The organism is Cryobacterium sp. TMT4-10 (assembly GCF_004403275.1).
Taxonomy (GTDB): Bacteria; Actinomycetota; Actinomycetes; order Actinomycetales; family Microbacteriaceae; genus Cryobacterium; species Cryobacterium shii.
Genome location: NZ_SOGU01000084.1, coordinates 53,640 through 69,310, shown reverse-complemented (window position 1 = coordinate 69,310; position 15,671 = coordinate 53,640). Strand labels below are relative to the sequence as shown.

At 68.4% G+C, this 15,671-nt stretch carries 19 protein-coding genes and 2 pseudogenes; 14 read left to right on the top strand and 7 right to left on the bottom strand.

The genetic code is table 11. From position 1 onward, the window contains the following. Positions 1 to 423: 423 nt before the first annotated feature. The 8 genes and pseudogenes from E3T42_RS11450 (at position 424) to E3T42_RS11425 (ending at position 6,194) form a co-directional block, all read left to right on the top strand. Entirely contained in the window at positions 424 to 1,656 is a 1,233-nt protein-coding gene (locus tag E3T42_RS11450; RefSeq protein ID WP_338145006.1) for an AMP-binding protein, read from the top strand. Further along, positions 1,653 to 2,003, top strand: a complete 351-nt coding sequence (locus E3T42_RS17655) for a hypothetical protein (protein WP_338145007.1) — start codon at positions 1,653 to 1,655, stop codon at positions 2,001 to 2,003. Before E3T42_RS11450 ends, E3T42_RS17655 begins: the two co-directional genes overlap by 4 nt. Further along, entirely contained in the window at positions 2,000 to 3,001 is a 1,002-nt protein-coding gene (gene pdhA, locus E3T42_RS11445) for a pyruvate dehydrogenase (acetyl-transferring) E1 component subunit alpha (protein ID WP_134365318.1), read from the top strand. The genes E3T42_RS17655 and pdhA overlap by 4 nt, the downstream gene beginning before the upstream one ends. 13 nt (positions 3,002 to 3,014) lie before the next feature. Beyond that, positions 3,015 to 3,996, top strand: a pseudogene (locus tag E3T42_RS11440) (alpha-ketoacid dehydrogenase subunit beta). Continuing rightward, positions 3,989 to 4,099 (top strand): annotated as a pseudogene (locus tag E3T42_RS17325) (biotin/lipoyl-containing protein); the annotation flags it as partial. The pseudogenes E3T42_RS11440 and E3T42_RS17325, both read left to right, overlap by 8 nt. Positions 4,100 to 4,139: 40 nt before the next feature. Further along, on the top strand, positions 4,140 to 4,883 hold the full coding sequence (locus tag E3T42_RS11435; RefSeq protein WP_241976062.1) for a 2-oxo acid dehydrogenase subunit E2: 744 nt from the start codon (positions 4,140 to 4,142) through the stop codon (positions 4,881 to 4,883). After that, positions 4,880 to 5,122 (top strand): acyl carrier protein, encoded by a 243-nt coding sequence (locus E3T42_RS11430; protein WP_134365319.1) that lies wholly within the window; start codon positions 4,880 to 4,882, stop codon positions 5,120 to 5,122. Before E3T42_RS11435 ends, E3T42_RS11430 begins: the two co-directional genes overlap by 4 nt. 121 nt (positions 5,123 to 5,243) lie before the next feature. Beyond that, the gene (locus E3T42_RS11425; protein ID WP_179954742.1) at positions 5,244 to 6,194 is read left to right on the top strand and encodes an RNA polymerase sigma factor RpoD/SigA; all 951 of its coding nucleotides are present in this window, start codon (positions 5,244 to 5,246) and stop codon (positions 6,192 to 6,194) included. Here E3T42_RS11425 and E3T42_RS11415 read toward each other — a convergent pair. Continuing rightward, complete coding sequence (locus E3T42_RS11415; RefSeq protein WP_160141132.1) at positions 6,191 to 6,439, bottom strand: hypothetical protein; 249 nt, start codon at positions 6,437 to 6,439, stop codon at positions 6,191 to 6,193. The two genes, E3T42_RS11425 and E3T42_RS11415, sit on opposite strands and share 4 nt — an antisense overlap. Positions 6,440 to 6,528: 89 nt before the next feature. On the opposite strand from E3T42_RS11415, the gene E3T42_RS11410 reads away from it, so the two are divergent. The 5 genes from E3T42_RS11410 to E3T42_RS11390 all read left to right on the top strand — a co-directional run bounded on the left by E3T42_RS11410 (position 6,529) and on the right by E3T42_RS11390 (position 9,537). Then, entirely contained in the window at positions 6,529 to 7,425 is an 897-nt protein-coding gene (locus E3T42_RS11410) for a D-hexose-6-phosphate mutarotase (protein ID WP_160141133.1), read from the top strand. A gap of 115 nt (positions 7,426 to 7,540) precedes the next feature. Further along, complete coding sequence (locus E3T42_RS11405) at positions 7,541 to 8,071, top strand: Asp23/Gls24 family envelope stress response protein (RefSeq protein ID WP_370262326.1); 531 nt, start codon at positions 7,541 to 7,543, stop codon at positions 8,069 to 8,071. A gap of 15 nt (positions 8,072 to 8,086) precedes the next feature. Further along, on the top strand, positions 8,087 to 8,353 hold the full coding sequence (locus E3T42_RS11400) for a GlsB/YeaQ/YmgE family stress response membrane protein (protein ID WP_134365324.1): 267 nt from the start codon (positions 8,087 to 8,089) through the stop codon (positions 8,351 to 8,353). A 171-nt stretch (positions 8,354 to 8,524) separates the two neighbouring features. Next, positions 8,525 to 8,935 (top strand): DUF4383 domain-containing protein, encoded by a 411-nt coding sequence (locus tag E3T42_RS11395; protein ID WP_134365325.1) that lies wholly within the window; start codon positions 8,525 to 8,527, stop codon positions 8,933 to 8,935. A gap of 53 nt (positions 8,936 to 8,988) precedes the next feature. Beyond that, on the top strand, positions 8,989 to 9,537 hold the full coding sequence (locus E3T42_RS11390; protein ID WP_134365326.1) for a hypothetical protein: 549 nt from the start codon (positions 8,989 to 8,991) through the stop codon (positions 9,535 to 9,537). Between the two features lie 41 nt (positions 9,538 to 9,578). Here the strand turns inward: E3T42_RS11390 and E3T42_RS11385 are convergent, their stop codons facing one another. Next, positions 9,579 to 10,955, bottom strand: a complete 1,377-nt coding sequence (locus E3T42_RS11385; protein ID WP_134365327.1) for an ATP-dependent RecD-like DNA helicase — start codon at positions 10,953 to 10,955, stop codon at positions 9,579 to 9,581. Positions 10,956 to 11,034: 79 nt separating this feature from the next. Between E3T42_RS11385 and E3T42_RS11380 the strand changes: the two genes are divergently transcribed. Beyond that, complete coding sequence (locus E3T42_RS11380) at positions 11,035 to 12,078, top strand: hypothetical protein (RefSeq protein ID WP_134403034.1); 1,044 nt, start codon at positions 11,035 to 11,037, stop codon at positions 12,076 to 12,078. A gap of 19 nt (positions 12,079 to 12,097) precedes the next feature. Here the strand turns inward: E3T42_RS11380 and E3T42_RS11375 are convergent, their stop codons facing one another. The 5 genes from E3T42_RS11375 to rpmB all read right to left on the bottom strand — a co-directional run bounded on the left by E3T42_RS11375 (position 12,098) and on the right by rpmB (position 15,516). Next, on the bottom strand, positions 12,098 to 14,047 hold the full coding sequence (locus tag E3T42_RS11375) for a cytochrome c oxidase assembly protein (RefSeq protein WP_160141135.1): 1,950 nt from the start codon (positions 14,045 to 14,047) through the stop codon (positions 12,098 to 12,100). A 180-nt stretch (positions 14,048 to 14,227) separates the two neighbouring features. Continuing rightward, positions 14,228 to 14,515, bottom strand: coding sequence for an HU family DNA-binding protein (locus E3T42_RS11370; protein WP_066598601.1), 288 nt, complete (start codon positions 14,513 to 14,515; stop codon positions 14,228 to 14,230). A gap of 289 nt (positions 14,516 to 14,804) precedes the next feature. Beyond that, positions 14,805 to 15,110, bottom strand: a complete 306-nt coding sequence (gene rpsN / locus E3T42_RS11365; RefSeq protein ID WP_134364793.1) for a 30S ribosomal protein S14 — start codon at positions 15,108 to 15,110, stop codon at positions 14,805 to 14,807. A gap of 2 nt (positions 15,111 to 15,112) precedes the next feature. After that, positions 15,113 to 15,280, bottom strand: a complete 168-nt coding sequence (rpmG, locus tag E3T42_RS11360; RefSeq protein WP_104099752.1) for a 50S ribosomal protein L33 — start codon at positions 15,278 to 15,280, stop codon at positions 15,113 to 15,115. Beyond that, positions 15,280 to 15,516, bottom strand: coding sequence for a 50S ribosomal protein L28 (gene rpmB / locus E3T42_RS11355; protein WP_104099753.1), 237 nt, complete (start codon positions 15,514 to 15,516; stop codon positions 15,280 to 15,282). Before rpmB ends, rpmG begins: the two co-directional genes overlap by 1 nt. Positions 15,517 to 15,671: the final 155 nt, after the last annotated feature.

Genomic DNA, 15,671 nt, shown 5'->3' with positions numbered 1-15,671 from the left:
TCCCCGCTGACGCGACGTTGCGCGAACGCATGGCGCGGAAGCTGAAGACGAAGAAGGGCCGCGCGGCCTATGCGCGGCGGAAGGCAATCGTGGAGCCCGCTGCGGCCAAATCGGCCCGGATCTTGTCGAATCAACTTCGAATAGGCGTTACTGGCACACGCTCCTAGCCGCCGCGCCCCGGCGGGGGTTTCATGGGCTCATGACAGCCGGAACCGAGTCGTCGACACACTGGCCCACGATCCGAAAGGACGTCCCCAGCCTCCGTGTGGCCCCGAACCTCCTCGACTACGAGAAGACCCGCGCCACATTCACCTGGGACGAGGCCCGCCGCGGCCTGTCGGGGCTGCCGGGCGGCCAGGGCCTCAATATCGCCTACGAAGCCGTCACCGGCATGCCGCGGGCCCCCGCGCGCACCGGGAGGCCTTGCGCTTCATCCGGGCCGACGGCACGAGCCACTCCCTCACCTACGCCGAGCTCCTCGAGCAGACCAGCCGCTTCGCCGGCGTGCTGCGGGGCCTCGGGATCGAGCGCGGTGACCGCGTCTTCTCCCTCACCGGTCGCATCCCGGAACTGTACGTCGCAGTGCTGGGCACGCTCCGGCACGCCGCCGTCTTCTGCCCGCTGTTCTCGGCGTTCGGCGCCGAGCCCGTGCGCCAGCGACTGGAACTGGGCGGAGGCAGGGCACTGATCACAACGCGGGCGCTGTACCGCAAGAAGGTGGCGCCGATCCGGGACCGGCTGCCGCAGCTGCAGCACGTTCTCCTGGTCGACGCCGCGGATGAACCGGAACCGGGCACGCTGGACCTGGCGGCGCTGATGCGCGAGGCGCCGCCCTACGGGGAGATCGCCGAAACGCACCCCGAGGACATGGCCCTGCTGCACTTCACGAGCGGCACCACGGGCACTCCCAAGGGCGCGATCCACGTTCACGACGCCGTGACCGCCCACTTCGCCACCGGCCGCTTCGCCCTCGACCTGCATCCCGACGACATCTATTGGTGCACCGCGGACCCCGGCTGGGTCACGGGCACCTCCTACGGGGTGATCGCCCCGCTCGTGCACGGCGTGACCAGCATCGTCGACGAGGAGGAGATGGAAGCGGACCGGTGGTACCGCATCCTCGCCGATCAGCGGGTCAGCGTCTGGTACACGGCGCCGACGGCTCTGCGGATGCTGATGAAGGCCGGCACGGAGCGGGCCACCGCCCACGACCTGTCCGCACTGCGATTCGTGGCGAGCGTGGGCGAGCCCCTCAACCCCGAGGTCGTCGTGTGGGGTCAGGAGGCGTTCGGCCTGCCGGTGCACGACAACTGGTGGCAGACCGAGACCAGCGGAATCATGATCTCGAACTACGTCGCCACCGAAGATCCGCCCGGGCTCGATGGGCCGCCCCCTGCCCGGCGTCGAGGCCGCCCTGGTTCAGCGCGACGAGCAGGGCACACCCGTCATGCGGGGCGCCGAACCCGTGCTGGTGACCGAACCGGATGCCGTGGGAGAGCTGGCCCTGCGCCCCGGCTGGCCCTCGATGTTCCGCGGGTACCTCAACGAGGAGGAGCGCTACCGCCGGTGCTTCGTGGGCAGCTGGTACCTCACCGGCGACCTGGTCCGGAGGGACGCGGACCTACTGCTGGTTCGTCGGTCGCGGGGACGACGTGATCAAGTCCTCCGGCCACCTGATCGGCCCCTTCGAGGTAGAGAGCTCACTGATGGAGCACGCCGCGGTGGCCGAGGCGGCCGTGATCGGAATCCCGGACCCCGTCGCCGGCGAGGTGGTCAAGGCGTTCGTCGAACTGCACCCGGGCTGGGAGCCCGCCGAGGCACTGCGCCTGGACATCATCGGTTTCGCGCGAAAACGCCTCGGCCCGGCCGTGGCACCGCGGGAAGTCGAGTTCACGACGACGCTGCCGAAGACCCGCAGCGGCAAGATCCTGCGCCGCCTGCTGAAGGCCAGGGAGCTCGGCCTGCCGGAAGGGGACACGTCGACCGTGGAGGTACCCCGATGATCGATGAGTTCACCGCGAGACGGGTCACGGCCGACCCGGAGCGGGCCCGCCACCTGCTGCTGCAGATGCTGCGGGCGAGGCGGTTCGAGGAGAAATGCGTCGAGCTGTACAGCGCGGCCAAAATCCGCGGATTCATGCACGTGTACATCGGCGAGGAGGCGGTCGCGGCCGGGGTGATGGCGGCACTCGAACCGGAGGATGCGGTACTGGCCATCTATCGGGAGCACGGCCACGCCCTGCTGCGCGGAGTGTTGGCGGGAGCAATCCTCGCGGAGATGTACGGCTACGAACAAGGATGCTGCCGCGGCCGGGGTGGGTCGATGCACCTCTTCGACGCGGCCACCCGCTTCTACGGCGGCAACGCCATCGTGGCGGGCGGCCTGCCCCTGGCGGTGGGCCTGGCCCTCGCCGACAAGATGGCGGGTCGCGACCGCGTCACCGTCTGTTTCTTCGGGGAGGGCGCGGTCGCGGAAGGGGAATTCCACGAGAGCATCAACCTGGCCGCGCTGTGGCAATTGCCGGTGCTGTTTCGCTGCGAGAACAATCTGTACGCCATGGGCACGGCCCTCGGGCGCTCGGAATCCCAGACGGATATCGCGTTGAAGGCGGCCGCCTACGAGGTTCCCGCCTGGCCCGTGGATGGGATGGACGTGCTCGCCGTCGAGGAGACGGCCCGGCGGGCGGTGCACATGGTCAGAGCCGGCGGCGGCCCGCACTTCCTGGAGCTGAGCACCTACCGGTTCCGGGCGCACTCGATGTATGACCCCGAGCGCTACCGGGAGAAGGCCGAGGTGGCCACCTGGTTGGAGCGCGACCCCATCGACCTGCTGCGCGCGGCGCTGGAGGCGGCCGGCGAGCTCCCGGCGAAGACGTGGGCGGCGGTGCAGGGGGAGGTCGACTCGGAGGTGCAGGCCGCCGTCGAGTTCGCGAAGGCCGGCACACCCGAGCCGGTTGAGGACCTCACCCGGTTCCTCTACACCGAGCGAGGCCCGAAGTGACGGGGATGCCGACATGAAGACGACCTACCGCGAGGCGATGCGCGCCGCGATCCGTGAGGCGATGACGCGCGATGACCGGGTCTTCCTGATGGGCGAGGACGTTGGGCGGTACGGCGGCTGCTTCGCGGTGAGCCTCGGGCTGCTGGAGGAATTCGGCCCGGAACGCATCCGTGACACCCCGCTCTCGGAGTCGGGTTTCGTCGGGGCCGGGATCGGCGCCGCGCTCGGCGGGATGCGTCCCATCGTCGAGATCATGACCGTCAACTTCAGCCTCCTGGCGCTGGACCAGATCATGAACAACGCGGCAACCCTCCGGCACATGTCGGGCGGGCAGTTCAGCGTTCCGCTGGTGATTCGCATGACGCCCGGCGCCGGGCGCCAGCTGGCCGCGCAGCACTCGCACAGCCTCGAGGGCTGGTACGCCCACATCCCGGGGCTGCGCATCCTCACCCCGTCGACCCTGGAAGACGCCCGCGGGATGCTGTGGACCGCGCTGCAGGATCCCGACCCGGTGCTGATCTTCGAGCACGGCTCGCTCTACAACGTGGCCGGGGAGATCGCCGACGACGCCGGCGCGGTCGACATCGACACCGCCGCCGTGCGCCGATCCGGCCGGGACGTGTCCCTCATCACCTATGGCGGCACCCTGCAGATCACGCTCGACGCCGCCGAGCCGCTGGCGCAGGAGGGCATCGACGCCGAGGTTTTCGATCTGCGCACCCTGCGCCCCCTCGACGACGCCGCGATTCTCGCCACCGTCGCGCGCACGCACCGCGCCGTCATCGTGGACGAGGGATGGCGCAGCGGCAGCATCTCCGCCGAGGTGAGCGCGCGCATCACCGAGTCGGCCTTCTTCGACCTGGATGCGCCGGTCGGCCGGGTCTGCAGCGTGGATAGTGCCGCTGCCCTACGCCAAGCACCTGGAACTGGCCGCACTCCCCTCCGTCGACCGCGTCGTCGCCGCGGCCCGGGAGGCGGTGGGCACCCATGGGTGACTTCCTGATGCCCGCCCTCGGCGCGGACATGGATCACGGCAAGGTGGTCGAGTGGCTGGTCAAGCCCGGCGACTACGTGCACCGCGGAGACATGGTCGCCGTCGTGGACACGGAGAAGGCGGACATCGACGTGGAGTCCTTCGATGAGGGGGTCGTCGCGGGCACCCGCGGCCCCGCGCGCCCCGTCCCCGCGGGTGATGACGCCGGCGGTCGCCGCGGAGCGGGCGGCCGGCCTGCGCCGCGCCGTCGGCGCACTGATGGCCCGCTCGAAGAAGTCCATCCCGCACTACTACCTGAGCACCACCCTGGACCTGCGGGCCGCGCTCGCGTGGATGGAACAGGTCAACGCGGGTCGGCCCGTCGCGGAACGCCTGGTCCCCGCCGCGCTGCTCCTGAAGGCCTGCGCGCTGGCCGCCCGCGCCGTGCCCGAAGTGAACGACTTCTACACCGACGGCGCCTTCAGGCCGAGCGCCGCCGTTCACCTGGGCGTGGCCGTGTCCCTGCGCCAGGGCGGCCTGGTCGCCCCCGCGATCCATGACGCCGACACGCTCTCCCTCGACGTTCTGATGGCCCAGCTGCGGGACCTCGTCGGCCGCGCCCGTGCCGGGCGCCTGGCGCGTGCCGAGATGGCAGATCCGACCATCACGGTCACTAATCTCGGCGACCTCGGCGTCGAAAGCGTGTTCGGGGTCATCTACCCGCCGCAGGTCGCCCTGGTGGGCCTCGGCCGGGTGGTCGAACAGCCGTGGGCGCACAACGGATTGCTCGGCGTGAGGCCCGCGGTCACGGCCACCCTGTCCGCCGACCACCGGGTCAGCGACGGGTTGCGCGGAAGCCGATTCCTGGCCCAGGTCGAAGAATTGCTGCAGGCACCGGAGGAGCTATGAACGAACAGGATGCTCGCGCGGCCGTCTACGCCGCCATCGGCCAGGTCGCGCCGGATGTCGACACGGACGATCTGGATGAAAATGCTCGGCTGAGGCAGGATCTCGAACTCGACTCCCTCGATTTCCTGCGGCTGATCGAGACCATCGCGCAGGCGACCGGCGTCGATACCCCCGCGCGGGACTACCCCCGGGTCGCGACCGTGAAAGGCCTGGTCGGCTATGTCCAGGCCCACGGCTGAGCCGGACAAGCCGAATGCCGTTTCCGAGCATTATTCGGTTTCTCGAGGTCCGCGTCAAGTCCCTCGACGGGATGAGGCGTGGGCTGTGTACTGATGTTCCAGCCCGAACTGGAGGAGACTCATGACGATCACCGCACGCCAGCCATCCATCGCCACTTACAACCGTGCCGCCACGGATGCGTTCGGTGATTACCTGAGGAAGATCGGCGCCGTGGCGCTCCTCACCGCCGAGGACGAGGTCGACCTCGCCCGGCGGATCGAAGTCGGCCTGTTCGCCGAGGAACGCACCGAGCGAGCCGAGCCGGGCGCGCTGGAACCCTCACTCCTGCGTGAACTCGCGTGGCTCGCCCACGACGGCCACCGTGCGAAGAACCGCTTCATCGAGGCCAACCTTCGCCTGGTGGTCAGCATCGCCAAGCACTACTCCGGACGCGGCATGCCGATCATGGACCTCGTGCAGGACGGCAACATCGGCCTCGTCCGCGCCGTCGAGAAATACGACTTCATGACCGGCTTCAAGTTCTCCACCTACGCCACCTGGTGGATCCGCCAGGCCATCCACCGCGGCATGGCCGACAAATCCCGCATGATCCGCATCCCCGTGCACACCGCGGAGAAGCTCAACAAGATCAAGCGCATCCGCCGAGACCTCACCAGCACCCTCGACCGCGAACCCACCATGCAGGAGTTGTCCGACGCCTCGCAGATCCAGGTGGTCGACGTGATGAGGCTGCTCCGGTACGACAACGAGCCGATGTCGCTGCAGGCCCCCGTCGGCGACGGCCTCGGCGACATCTCCGAACTGATCATCGACGATGACCTGCCCCAGCCGGAGGAGCACGCCGTGCTGACCATGCGGGCCACCGACATCGGCTTCTACCTGAACGCACTGCCCCCGCGCGAACGGTCGATCCTGACCGCCCGATTCGGGCTGACCGGCGGCGCACCGCAGACGCTCGACCAGATCGCGGTCGTGCAGGGCGTCACCCGGGAACGGGTGCGGCAGATCGAGAAGCGCGCCCTCGCCCTCCTCAAGGTGCCCTGCCTGGAGCAGTACCTGCGGGACTACTAGCCCAGCCGGCCCCGAGTGCGGCGGCCCCCGGCGAAATACGCGAGGGGGCCGATGAAGTTCACCCCGATGACGAGGGCCCAGACCACCTTCGGCCCGTTCACAAGCGCCGCCGGCCGGGCGGCGAGGTCGCGCCACGCTGCGGCCGCGAGGGCGAACTGCACGGATGCGCCCACAATCGCCCCGACCCGTTGCCGCGGGCTCAGGTCACGCCAATGCCGCACCTTCTTCTTCTTCTTCTTCTGCACACCCCCACGCTACTCCCCGACGCCAGCGGGGACCACGCCCGGCTTGCGCGCCGACTGGCCCGAGCGCGGGAAGCTGCGAAACTGTCACTATGCCCTTCGCACCTCCTGTTCCCGCGTCCCTGCCGGCATCCGTTGAGGTCGGCCTCGGTTCGGGCGGCCTGCCGGTTGTGCGCGTGGCCGGCCGCCAGGGTTCGGCCGAGATCTACCTGCACGGGGCCCAGGTCACCGCGTGGACTCCGGCCGGCGGGCGGCCCGTTCTGTGGCTGAGCGCGACCAGCCGGTTCCTGCCGGACGCGGCCATCCGCGGCGGGGTTCCGATCTGCTTCCCCTGGTTCGGGGCGAAGGCGGGGGCTCCGTCCGCCGCCGCGCACGGGTTCGCCCGGCTGACGGAATGGGAATTCGTCGACGCGCAGGAAGCCGGCGACGACGTGGTGCTGACCTTCCGACTGGGCGATACCCCGGCCACCCGCGCTTCCGCCTGGCCGCACCGGTTCGAGGCGCTCTACACGGTCACCGTCGGCACCCGCCTGGCCCTCGCCCTGCGGATCACCAACCTGGAACCGGAGGCCGTGACCTTCGAAGAGGCGCTGCACACCTACCTGCGGGTCGATGATGTGCGCGATGTGCGCGTGGCCGGTCTCGAGGGCGCTCCCTTCCTCGATCAGCTGGCGGGTCTCACCGAGGTCCCAGGGGCAAGCGAGCCCGTACGGTTCGAGGCGGAAACGGACCGGATCTACCTCGGCACTGACGCCGCCGCCACGGTGATCGACCCGGCGGGCCACTCCGTCACCATCGAGAAGCGCGAGTCGCACAGCACCGTCGTGTGGAACCCCTGGGCTGCCAAGGCCCGGTCGATGTCCGACTTCGGCGACGAGGAGTGGACCGGGATGGTCTGTGTGGAGACCGCGAACATCCGCGGGGATCTGGTTCGGCTCGAACCCGGCCAGAGCCACACGATGACCGCCGTTCTGGCGGCCGTGGCCTGATGCACCGATGCCCGTTCCGCCCCGCCCTAAAACTTTTATTCGCATCCGCGTGACGAAAGTCGCTCGCGGCACGTCCTATCAGTGCACTGCCCGGTTGGCGTTCGCGTGAACCGGTATCACCTTCCCAGATCGGAGCTCCACCATCGTTGACACCAGCGCATCCGCACAGAACCCGGTCACCGGGCCAGGCGAAACCGTCATCACTGACGGCGTCGTCGCCAAGGTGGTCGGCATCGCGGCAAATCAGGTGCCCGGTGTGCACGCGCTCGGCGGTAGCGCCGCGCGCGCCCTCGGGGCGATCCGCGAAGCCTTCAGCGGCGCGGACCTCTCCCCCGGGGTGAGCGTCGACGTCGCCGACGGTCGGGTATCGGCGACGATCTCCATCGTCGTCGAGTACCCGCACGAACTGCGGAAGGTCGCGGACGATGTTCGCGCCGCCGTCGCCACCGCGATCGAGACGATCGTCGGGATGCAGGTCGGCCCGGTCGATGTGACCGTCAAAGACGTGCACCTCGCCGCGGACGACAGCAGCGACGACAGCGACGCTGACGACAGCAATGCTGACGACAGCAATGATGACGACAGCAATGCTGACGCTAGCAGCGCGGACGACACCCGCAGCGCCAATCACGATTCCACAGAATAGAAAAGGACAAGACACATGAGCTTCATCGGATTCCTCATTCTCGGCCTCATTGCCGGCGCAATCGCCAAGGCGATCCTCCCGGGCAACCAGGGCGGGGGCTGGATCATCACGTTGATCCTCGGCGTGGTCGGCGCCTTCCTGGGCGGTTTCCTCGGCTCGGCAATCTTCGGGGTCGACCTGGCCGGCTTCTTCTCGATCCAGACCTGGCTCCTCGCCATCGCCGGCTCAATCATCGTGCTGCTGGTCTACGGTGCACTGGCCGGCCGTCGTCGCCGGGCCTGATCCCCAGCTTTAAAACACAGAACGGGCGCACCCTCCGCGGAGGGTGCGCCCGTTCTGTGTTTGTGCAGTCACCGCACCGGGCAATCACCGCACCGGCCAAACCGAATCCCCGATGATTCCGAACAGTTACCAAGCACGGCGGGACCGTGACAACTACCGGAGGTCATTCTCATGCGCACATCACCCAACCGACTCATCGCCACCGTCTTCGGCGCCGTCTACCTGCTGGTCGGACTGCTCGGCTTCGCCGTCACCGGCGGCGTCAGCTTCTTCGCCACCCAGGGCGGGCTGCTGCTCGGCATTTTCGCGGTCAACCCCCTGCACAACACCGCCCACCTCCTGATCGGCGCCGCCCTGCTGATCGCCGGCGTGTCCACCGTCTCCGCGGCCAAGGCCGTCAACACCACGGTCGGCGCCGTGTACCTGCTGCTGGGAATCGTCGGGTTCTTCATCGCGAGCACCGCGCTGAACATCCTCGCCCTGAACACCGCCGACCACTTCCTGCATCTGGCCAGCGCCATCGTGCTGCTCGGCGCCGGGCTCGCCGCGGACAAGACCGCTGCCCGCACGGTCACCGCGTAACCGGCAGCCGCGCCACGCCCACGCCCACCGACGCACCCACGGACAGGACTCCCATGACTCCGATCAGCCTCCTCTGGACCGCCTTCGCCGCCCTGGGGGCGGGCACCATTCACCTGGCCGTGGGCGCGGGCGCTCCCCTGCCGCTCGCGATCCTCTTCGCCGGGGTCGGCGCCGCGGAGATCGGCTGGGGTGTGGCGACCCTCGTGCGGGGGCGCGTCCTCGTGGCCGACCTGGCCGTTGTCGGGGCGCTGATCCCGGTATTCGTCTGGGGAGCCACGGCGACCCTGCGCAGCGGCTTCGGCCTGCCCGCCGATGCGGCGGGCCTGCCGGTCTTCCCGATGGCCGTCGCCACCCTGTTCAGCGTGTTCGTGGCCCTCTCCCTCGCCGTCGCCCGGCGGCGGGCGGCGTCGGAGTCCGCGGCAACGGGCACACCTCAGGGCCGGCGCTTCCTGGCGGCGCTGGCGCTCGGAGGTCTTCTGGTCTCCGGTCTGACCACGCCGGCCTTGGCGGCAACGGATGCGGGCGCGCACGCGGTGCCGCACGGTTCCCACAGCGAAACGGCCCACCCCGTGCTGCCGGAATCACCGCATTCCCATCACTGATGGCCGCTGCTGATCGAAGCCGCAGCTGATCGAAGCGGGTGCTACTCCGCGGTGCCCGGCAAGGCGAGGCCTGGTGCGGGCGGGTTCGGCGCGGCCGGGCGCGGGCCGCGCATGAACCGCCGCACATTCTCGTCCACGATCATGTCGTTCGGGCGCAGGGGACGGGTGAGGTAGAGGCCGTCCAGGCTGGTCAACCGGCTGAGGGCCACGTAGGTCTGACCGGGGCTGAACACCCTCGCCCCGAGATCCACAACCGCTCGCTCATAGGTGGCGCCCTGCGACTTGTGAATGGTGACCGCCCAGGCCAGCCGCAACGGAAACTGCGTGAACTCGGCCACGACATCCTTGCGCAGCTTCTTGGTGGTCGGGTTGTAGGTGTACTTGAACTTCTCCCACACCGCCGGTTCGACCTCGTGCGTCTCGCCGTCGATATCGACGTAGACCGTCGATTCGACCCGGGTGACGGTGCCGATGCTGCCGTTCACCCAGCGCGGACCGCCGTCCTGCTGGGAGTCGTTGCGCAGGAACATGACCTGCGCGCCCACCTTCAGCTCGAGCACCTCATCGGCCGGGAACGTGCGGCCGCCGAAGTCGCCGGTGACGTCCGCCTTGGCGGTGCGCGCCCTGCCCGACAGTCGTTTGAGGGCGGAGGCGTTGATGCGGTTCACCGCGTCGTTGCGGGTGGCCAGGGTGATCACGCCCTCGCTGGGCGGAGTGCGCGCCCCGGCGGCGTTGAGCGCGCCGCCGATCTCGGCCGTCACCTGCCCGTGGCGGACCGCGTTGAGCATGTGCTTGAAGTCGGCGTCCCGCTGGCGGTGCACCTCGGTGAGCTCGAAGATGCGCAGGTCGGCGGCCTGCCACACCTTCGCGTCGAAAAACCACATCGACCGATAGTTGTCGGCGAAGTAGGCGCGTTCGTCGGAGTCACCCGGCACCGGGGCCAGCTGGTACGGGTCGCCGAACAGCACGATCTGCGCCCCGCCGAAGGTGTCGTTCGGGCGCTGCCGGGCCTGGCGGAGGCTGCGGTCGATCGCGTCCATCAGGTCGGCGTTGACCATGGACACCTCGTCGATGACCACGGTGTCGATCGTGTTGAGCAGTTTGCGCACCTGGTCGGACTGGTCGATCGCGTTGTCGGCGATCACGCCGATCGGCAGCCGGAACAGGGAGTGGATGGTCTGGCCGCCGACGTTCAGCGCCGCCACCCCGGTGGGCGCCGCGATCACGATCTGCTTGCTCGTGTGCCAGGACAGGTGGTTCAGCAGCGTCGATTTGCCGGTGCCGGCGCGGCCGGTCACGAACACGTTCTGGCGGGTGCCCTCGATGGCCTGGAACACTTCGGCCTGCTCGCGCGACAGCGGAATCTCAGACGGAATCTCGGACACGGTGGGCACTTTCGATGGGTTCGGACGGGACATCCCACTGTATCCGGCCCGGCTGTGGGAGGCGGCCGGGCGGGCGGGTCGGTGGAGAAGATGCGCGCCGTAGGATGAGGGAGTGAGCAACCGGGACGGCAGGCGCCGGCGAAACCAGCGGCGCGCCGTCGTGGCCGTGGTCCTCGTGTCCGCCCTGCTCGGCGCGGCCCTGGTCGCCACGATCGGTTCGCTCAACCGGGACTTGTACAGCGCGAGCGGATTCGTGCGGCAGTACCTCGATGCGCTCGCGCGGCAGGATGTCTCGAGCGCGCTGATGCTGCCCGGGGTCACGCCCACCGACGACCAGCTCGAGGCGGCGGATCTGCCGCAGGACCTCCCCCGGACGCTGCTGCGGCCCTCCGTGCTGGGCGAGCTCACCGACATCCGTCTCACCGGGGACAGCGAGACCGCGCAGGACCGGCACACGGTCGTCTACGGCTTCCGCCTCGACGGCGAACCCGCGCAGATGACGTTCCAGGTGGCGCACACGGGCACGTTCTTCGGCGTCTTCGACAGCTGGCGGTTCGAGACCAGCCCCCTGGCCGTGCTGCAGGTGACCGTGCTGCACGAGGCGACGTTCTCCATCGACCAGCTCACCCTCGACGCGCGCGCCCACGCCGCGAAGGGCGCCCCCGCCGCATTCTCCAATCAGGCCGCCTACCTCGCCTTCGCGCCGGCGCGCTACACGATGGGCCACACGTCCGCCCTGCTTTCGTCGCCGCCGCAGACCGTGACCGTGACCGCATCCGGCACCACGGACGTCACCATCGACGCCCAGCCCAACGAACAGTTCGTGACCCAGGTGCAGGACGAGCTGGACAGCTTCCTGAACGCCTGCACCACCCAGCAGGTGTTGCAGCCGTCGGGGTGCCCCTTCGGCATCGAAATCAACGACCGGGTCACCGAACCGCCGCTCTGGTCGATCGCCGAGTACCCGCAGGTCACCCTGACGGGCGGCGACTCCACCTTCGAGATGCCCGAAACCCCGGGCCAGGCTCACATCGTGGTCGAGGTGCAGTCCCTGTTCGACGGCGAGGTCGAGACCCGCGACGAGGATGTGCCCCTGTCGGTCGCGATCAGCGTGACGGTCAACCCGGACGGCTCGCTCGCGCTCCAGCTGCACTGACGTCGGTCGCGCCCTGCCGCTACTCCGCGCGGTCGCGGTCGCGGGCGGCGAGCCGGGCCAGCTGCGCGTTGTATTGAGTGAGCTCGGCGTCGTGGGTGCGGTCGGCGTTGCGGTCCTTGCGACGGGTCTCCTTCTCGTCACTGTGGCTCCACTGGATAGCCACCGCGATGGCCAGGGCGATGGTCGGGATCTCGCCGACGCTCCAGGCGATCCCACCGCCCATCTGCTGGTCCGCGATGCCGCTGAGGCCCCAGTCACGCCCCATCGCGCCGTACCAGTCCGCCAGGAGCAGCCCGGTTCCGGTCATCATCGTCACCCCGAAGAAGGCGTGGAACGCCATGGTTCCCAGTAGCAGGAGCAGGCGGCCGGCGTAGGGCAGGCGGTAGGGCACCGGGTCGATGCCGATCAGTGACTGAACGAACAGGTAGCCGGTGATCAGGAAGTGCACCACCATCCACTCGTGGCCGATGTGATCGGTGGTCGCCCAGCTGAACAGCGACGAGTAGTAGAAGACCCACAGCGACCCGGCGAAGAGGGCAGCGGCGACCAGCGGATTGGCCAGGATGCCCGCGTACCGTGAGTGCACGGCGAGAAGGATCCACTCGCGCGGACCGCGGCTGCCGTCCTGCCGCTTGCGGATCGCGCGGGCGGCGAGCGTCACCGGCGCCCCCGGCACCAGGAACACCGGCACCAGCATGGTCAGGGCCATGTGCATAAGCATGTGCGAGGAGAACAGGTACTGCGCGTAGAGGTTCGCCCCGCCGTTGGTGATGTAGAAGAGGACGAGCATGCCGGTCACCCACAGCACTGTGCGGAACACCGGCCACTGGTCACCGCGGCGGCGCAGGCGGGCCACCCCGGCGACGTAGAAGAAGATCCCGAAGGCGCAGAACAGCACCCAGGCCAGGTCGAAGCTCCACTCGGTGAAGTAGCGACCGAAGGTGAGTTCGGGCGGCAGGAGCTCGCCGGTTAGGATTTGGGCGGGCGTCGACGTGGGCACCTGGGTCGCCGTGACCTGCGCCACCGGGGTCGCCGTCTTCGCGAGAGCGGCCGCCACGCCGGAGGCCAACCCCATGAACCCGAGCTCGGCCACGACGAGCCACCAGAACCAGCGACCGGCGTGCGGCCTCCCGGCCTGCTCGGAGCGTTGCATCCGTCGGATCAGGGTTCGGCGCTGCACGGCGCCGAAGACGCCCAGCGCGGTGAGGGCGAAGACCTTGACCAGCACCAGGATGCCGTACGGCGTGAACAAGCGTTCCCAGGTGCCCAGCCGCAGTTCCGCGCCGACGTAGCCCGAGGCCGCGACCACGATGAAGCTGACCAGGGCGAGCGTGGAGTACCGGTCGATGACCACATCGATGCGGCCGCCGGCCAGCTGCTTGCGGAGCACGATGATGGTGAGCAGGCCGCCCAACCAGATCGCGGCGAAGACGAGGTGCAGCCCCAGCGCCGTGATGGCGATATTGTGTCCCTCGGCGCCGGCCGCGTGCCCCTGCAGCGCCATCGGCACGAGAGCGCCCACCGCGAGGACCGTGACGAAGACGAGCCCGGTCTGGGAGCGCACCGCGAAGCAGAGCACGGTGACGGCGGCCGCGATCAGGGTGGTGCCCAGCCACGCCTGGCCGATTTCGATGTCGCTGAAGAATTGTCCGGCGGTCGCGCTGAACCGGTCGTCGAAGCTGAGCGGGATGGTCGTCACCTGCAGGAAGGTGAAGAAGCCGGTCAGGGCGGATGCAACGGTGAAGACCGCTGCGGAGCCGGAGGCGAAGTCGATCGCCGTGTTGTACTCGGGCTCACGCGGGCTCAGCGCGAAGACGGTGAGCACGAGGGCACCGATGGTTCCCGCCGCGGAGACGTTCACCAGCAGTTTGGCCAGGGGAAGGCCCCAGCGCACGACCGGCCCGGGATCGGCCAGCAGTTGGGCGGCCGAGCCGCCGCCGTAGGCCAGGGCCACGAGCGTCGCAAGCATGGCGACCAGCAGGAGTACTGCCGGACCGGAAATACGTACGAGACGAGGCACCGACTAAGCCTAACCTCGTGGGCCGCGCCGTGACTCCCCCGCGGTCGTCGCCCCCCATCATGACAGGGGGCCGTTAAAAGCAAACAGGGCGTCGACCGAAGTCGACGCCCTGCCCTCTTGGGGCGAAACCTACTTGGCGGCAGCCTTGAGCTTGCTGCCGGCGGTCAGCTTGACGCGGTGGCCGGCGGCGATGGCGATCTCTTCGCCGGTCTGCGGGTTGCGGCCGGTGCGCGCTGCGGTTGCGGTGCGCTCGACTCCGAGCCAGCCTGGGATGGTGACCTTGCCGTCGTTCGCGACGGTGTCAGCGAGAGTTGCAAAGAAAGCGTTCAGAACGCCGTCGACTGCAGCCTGGCTCTGGCCAGAGTCTGCGGCAACCTTGGCAACGAGCTCGGTCTTGTTCAGCGACTTGTCAGCCATTGAGTGTCCTCCTCGGACCTTTGTCTGTAAAAACAGGTATTCACGTATGTCGGGCGACGCTTCGAAAAGCGCCTCCGTTGGCCGGTTGGACCGGGTTGAATCTAGCAGAGTTCCCCGGAATTCCGCGGATTTACGGCGTTTCGAGGCGGTTTGCCCCTCCGGAACGGCCCCATTTCCGCTCTACGCGAAAAATGAGACAAAAAAAGAGAAGACGCCGACCGAAGTCGAAATCTTCTCTTTTTTCCGGAACCGGAGGTTCCGAATGACCGACTAGGCGGTCACGCGCGCTCTACCAACTGGACTTGGTGATGCCGGGCAGTTCGCCGCGGTGAGCCATGTCGCGGAAACGAACGCGCGAGATACCGAACTTGCTGAGGTGTCCACGGGGACGGCCGTCAACCGCGTCGCGGTTGCGCAGGCGAACCGGCGACGCGTTGCGGGGAAGCTTCTGCAGGCCGAGGCGAGCTGCTTCACGCGACTCGTCGGTGCCGGCCGGGTCAACGAGGGCCTTCTTGAGCTCAAGGCGCTTCGCTGCGTAGCGCTCGACGATAACCTTGCGCTGGTTGTTCTTGGCAATCATGCTCTTCTTCGCCATTTTTAGCGCTCCTCACGGAAGTCAACGTGCTTGCGCACTACGGGGTCGTACTTCTTGAGCACGAGACGGTCGGGGTCGTTGCGACGGTTCTTCTTGGTCACGTACGTGTAACCGGTTCCAGCCGTCGAACGGAGCTTGATGATCGGGCGGACGTCATGCTGCTTGGCCATTAGATTTTCTCCCCACGGGCGAGAAGGTCCTTGACGACCGACTCGATGCCACGAGCGTCGATGACCTTGATGCCCTTGACGGACAGGGTCAGCGTGACGTTACGGCGAAGCGACGGTACGTAGTACTTCTTGGTCTGAACGTTCGGGTCGAAACGACGCTTGGTGCGTCGGTGCGAGTGTGAAATGTTGTGTCCGAAGCCGGGAACGGCTCCGGTCACCTGGCAAGTAGCTGCCATGGTTCTCCTCCAATACCGAAGGGCGAATGCCCTTCCCAAGATCTCTTGTCGGCTGGCACGACGACATTCCCGCGAAGGCGGAAGCGAGGCGAACCAGCAGTGCACGCACAGATATGCGCAGCAGCGTCCAACACTACGCGCTGCTCTCCCCCGGC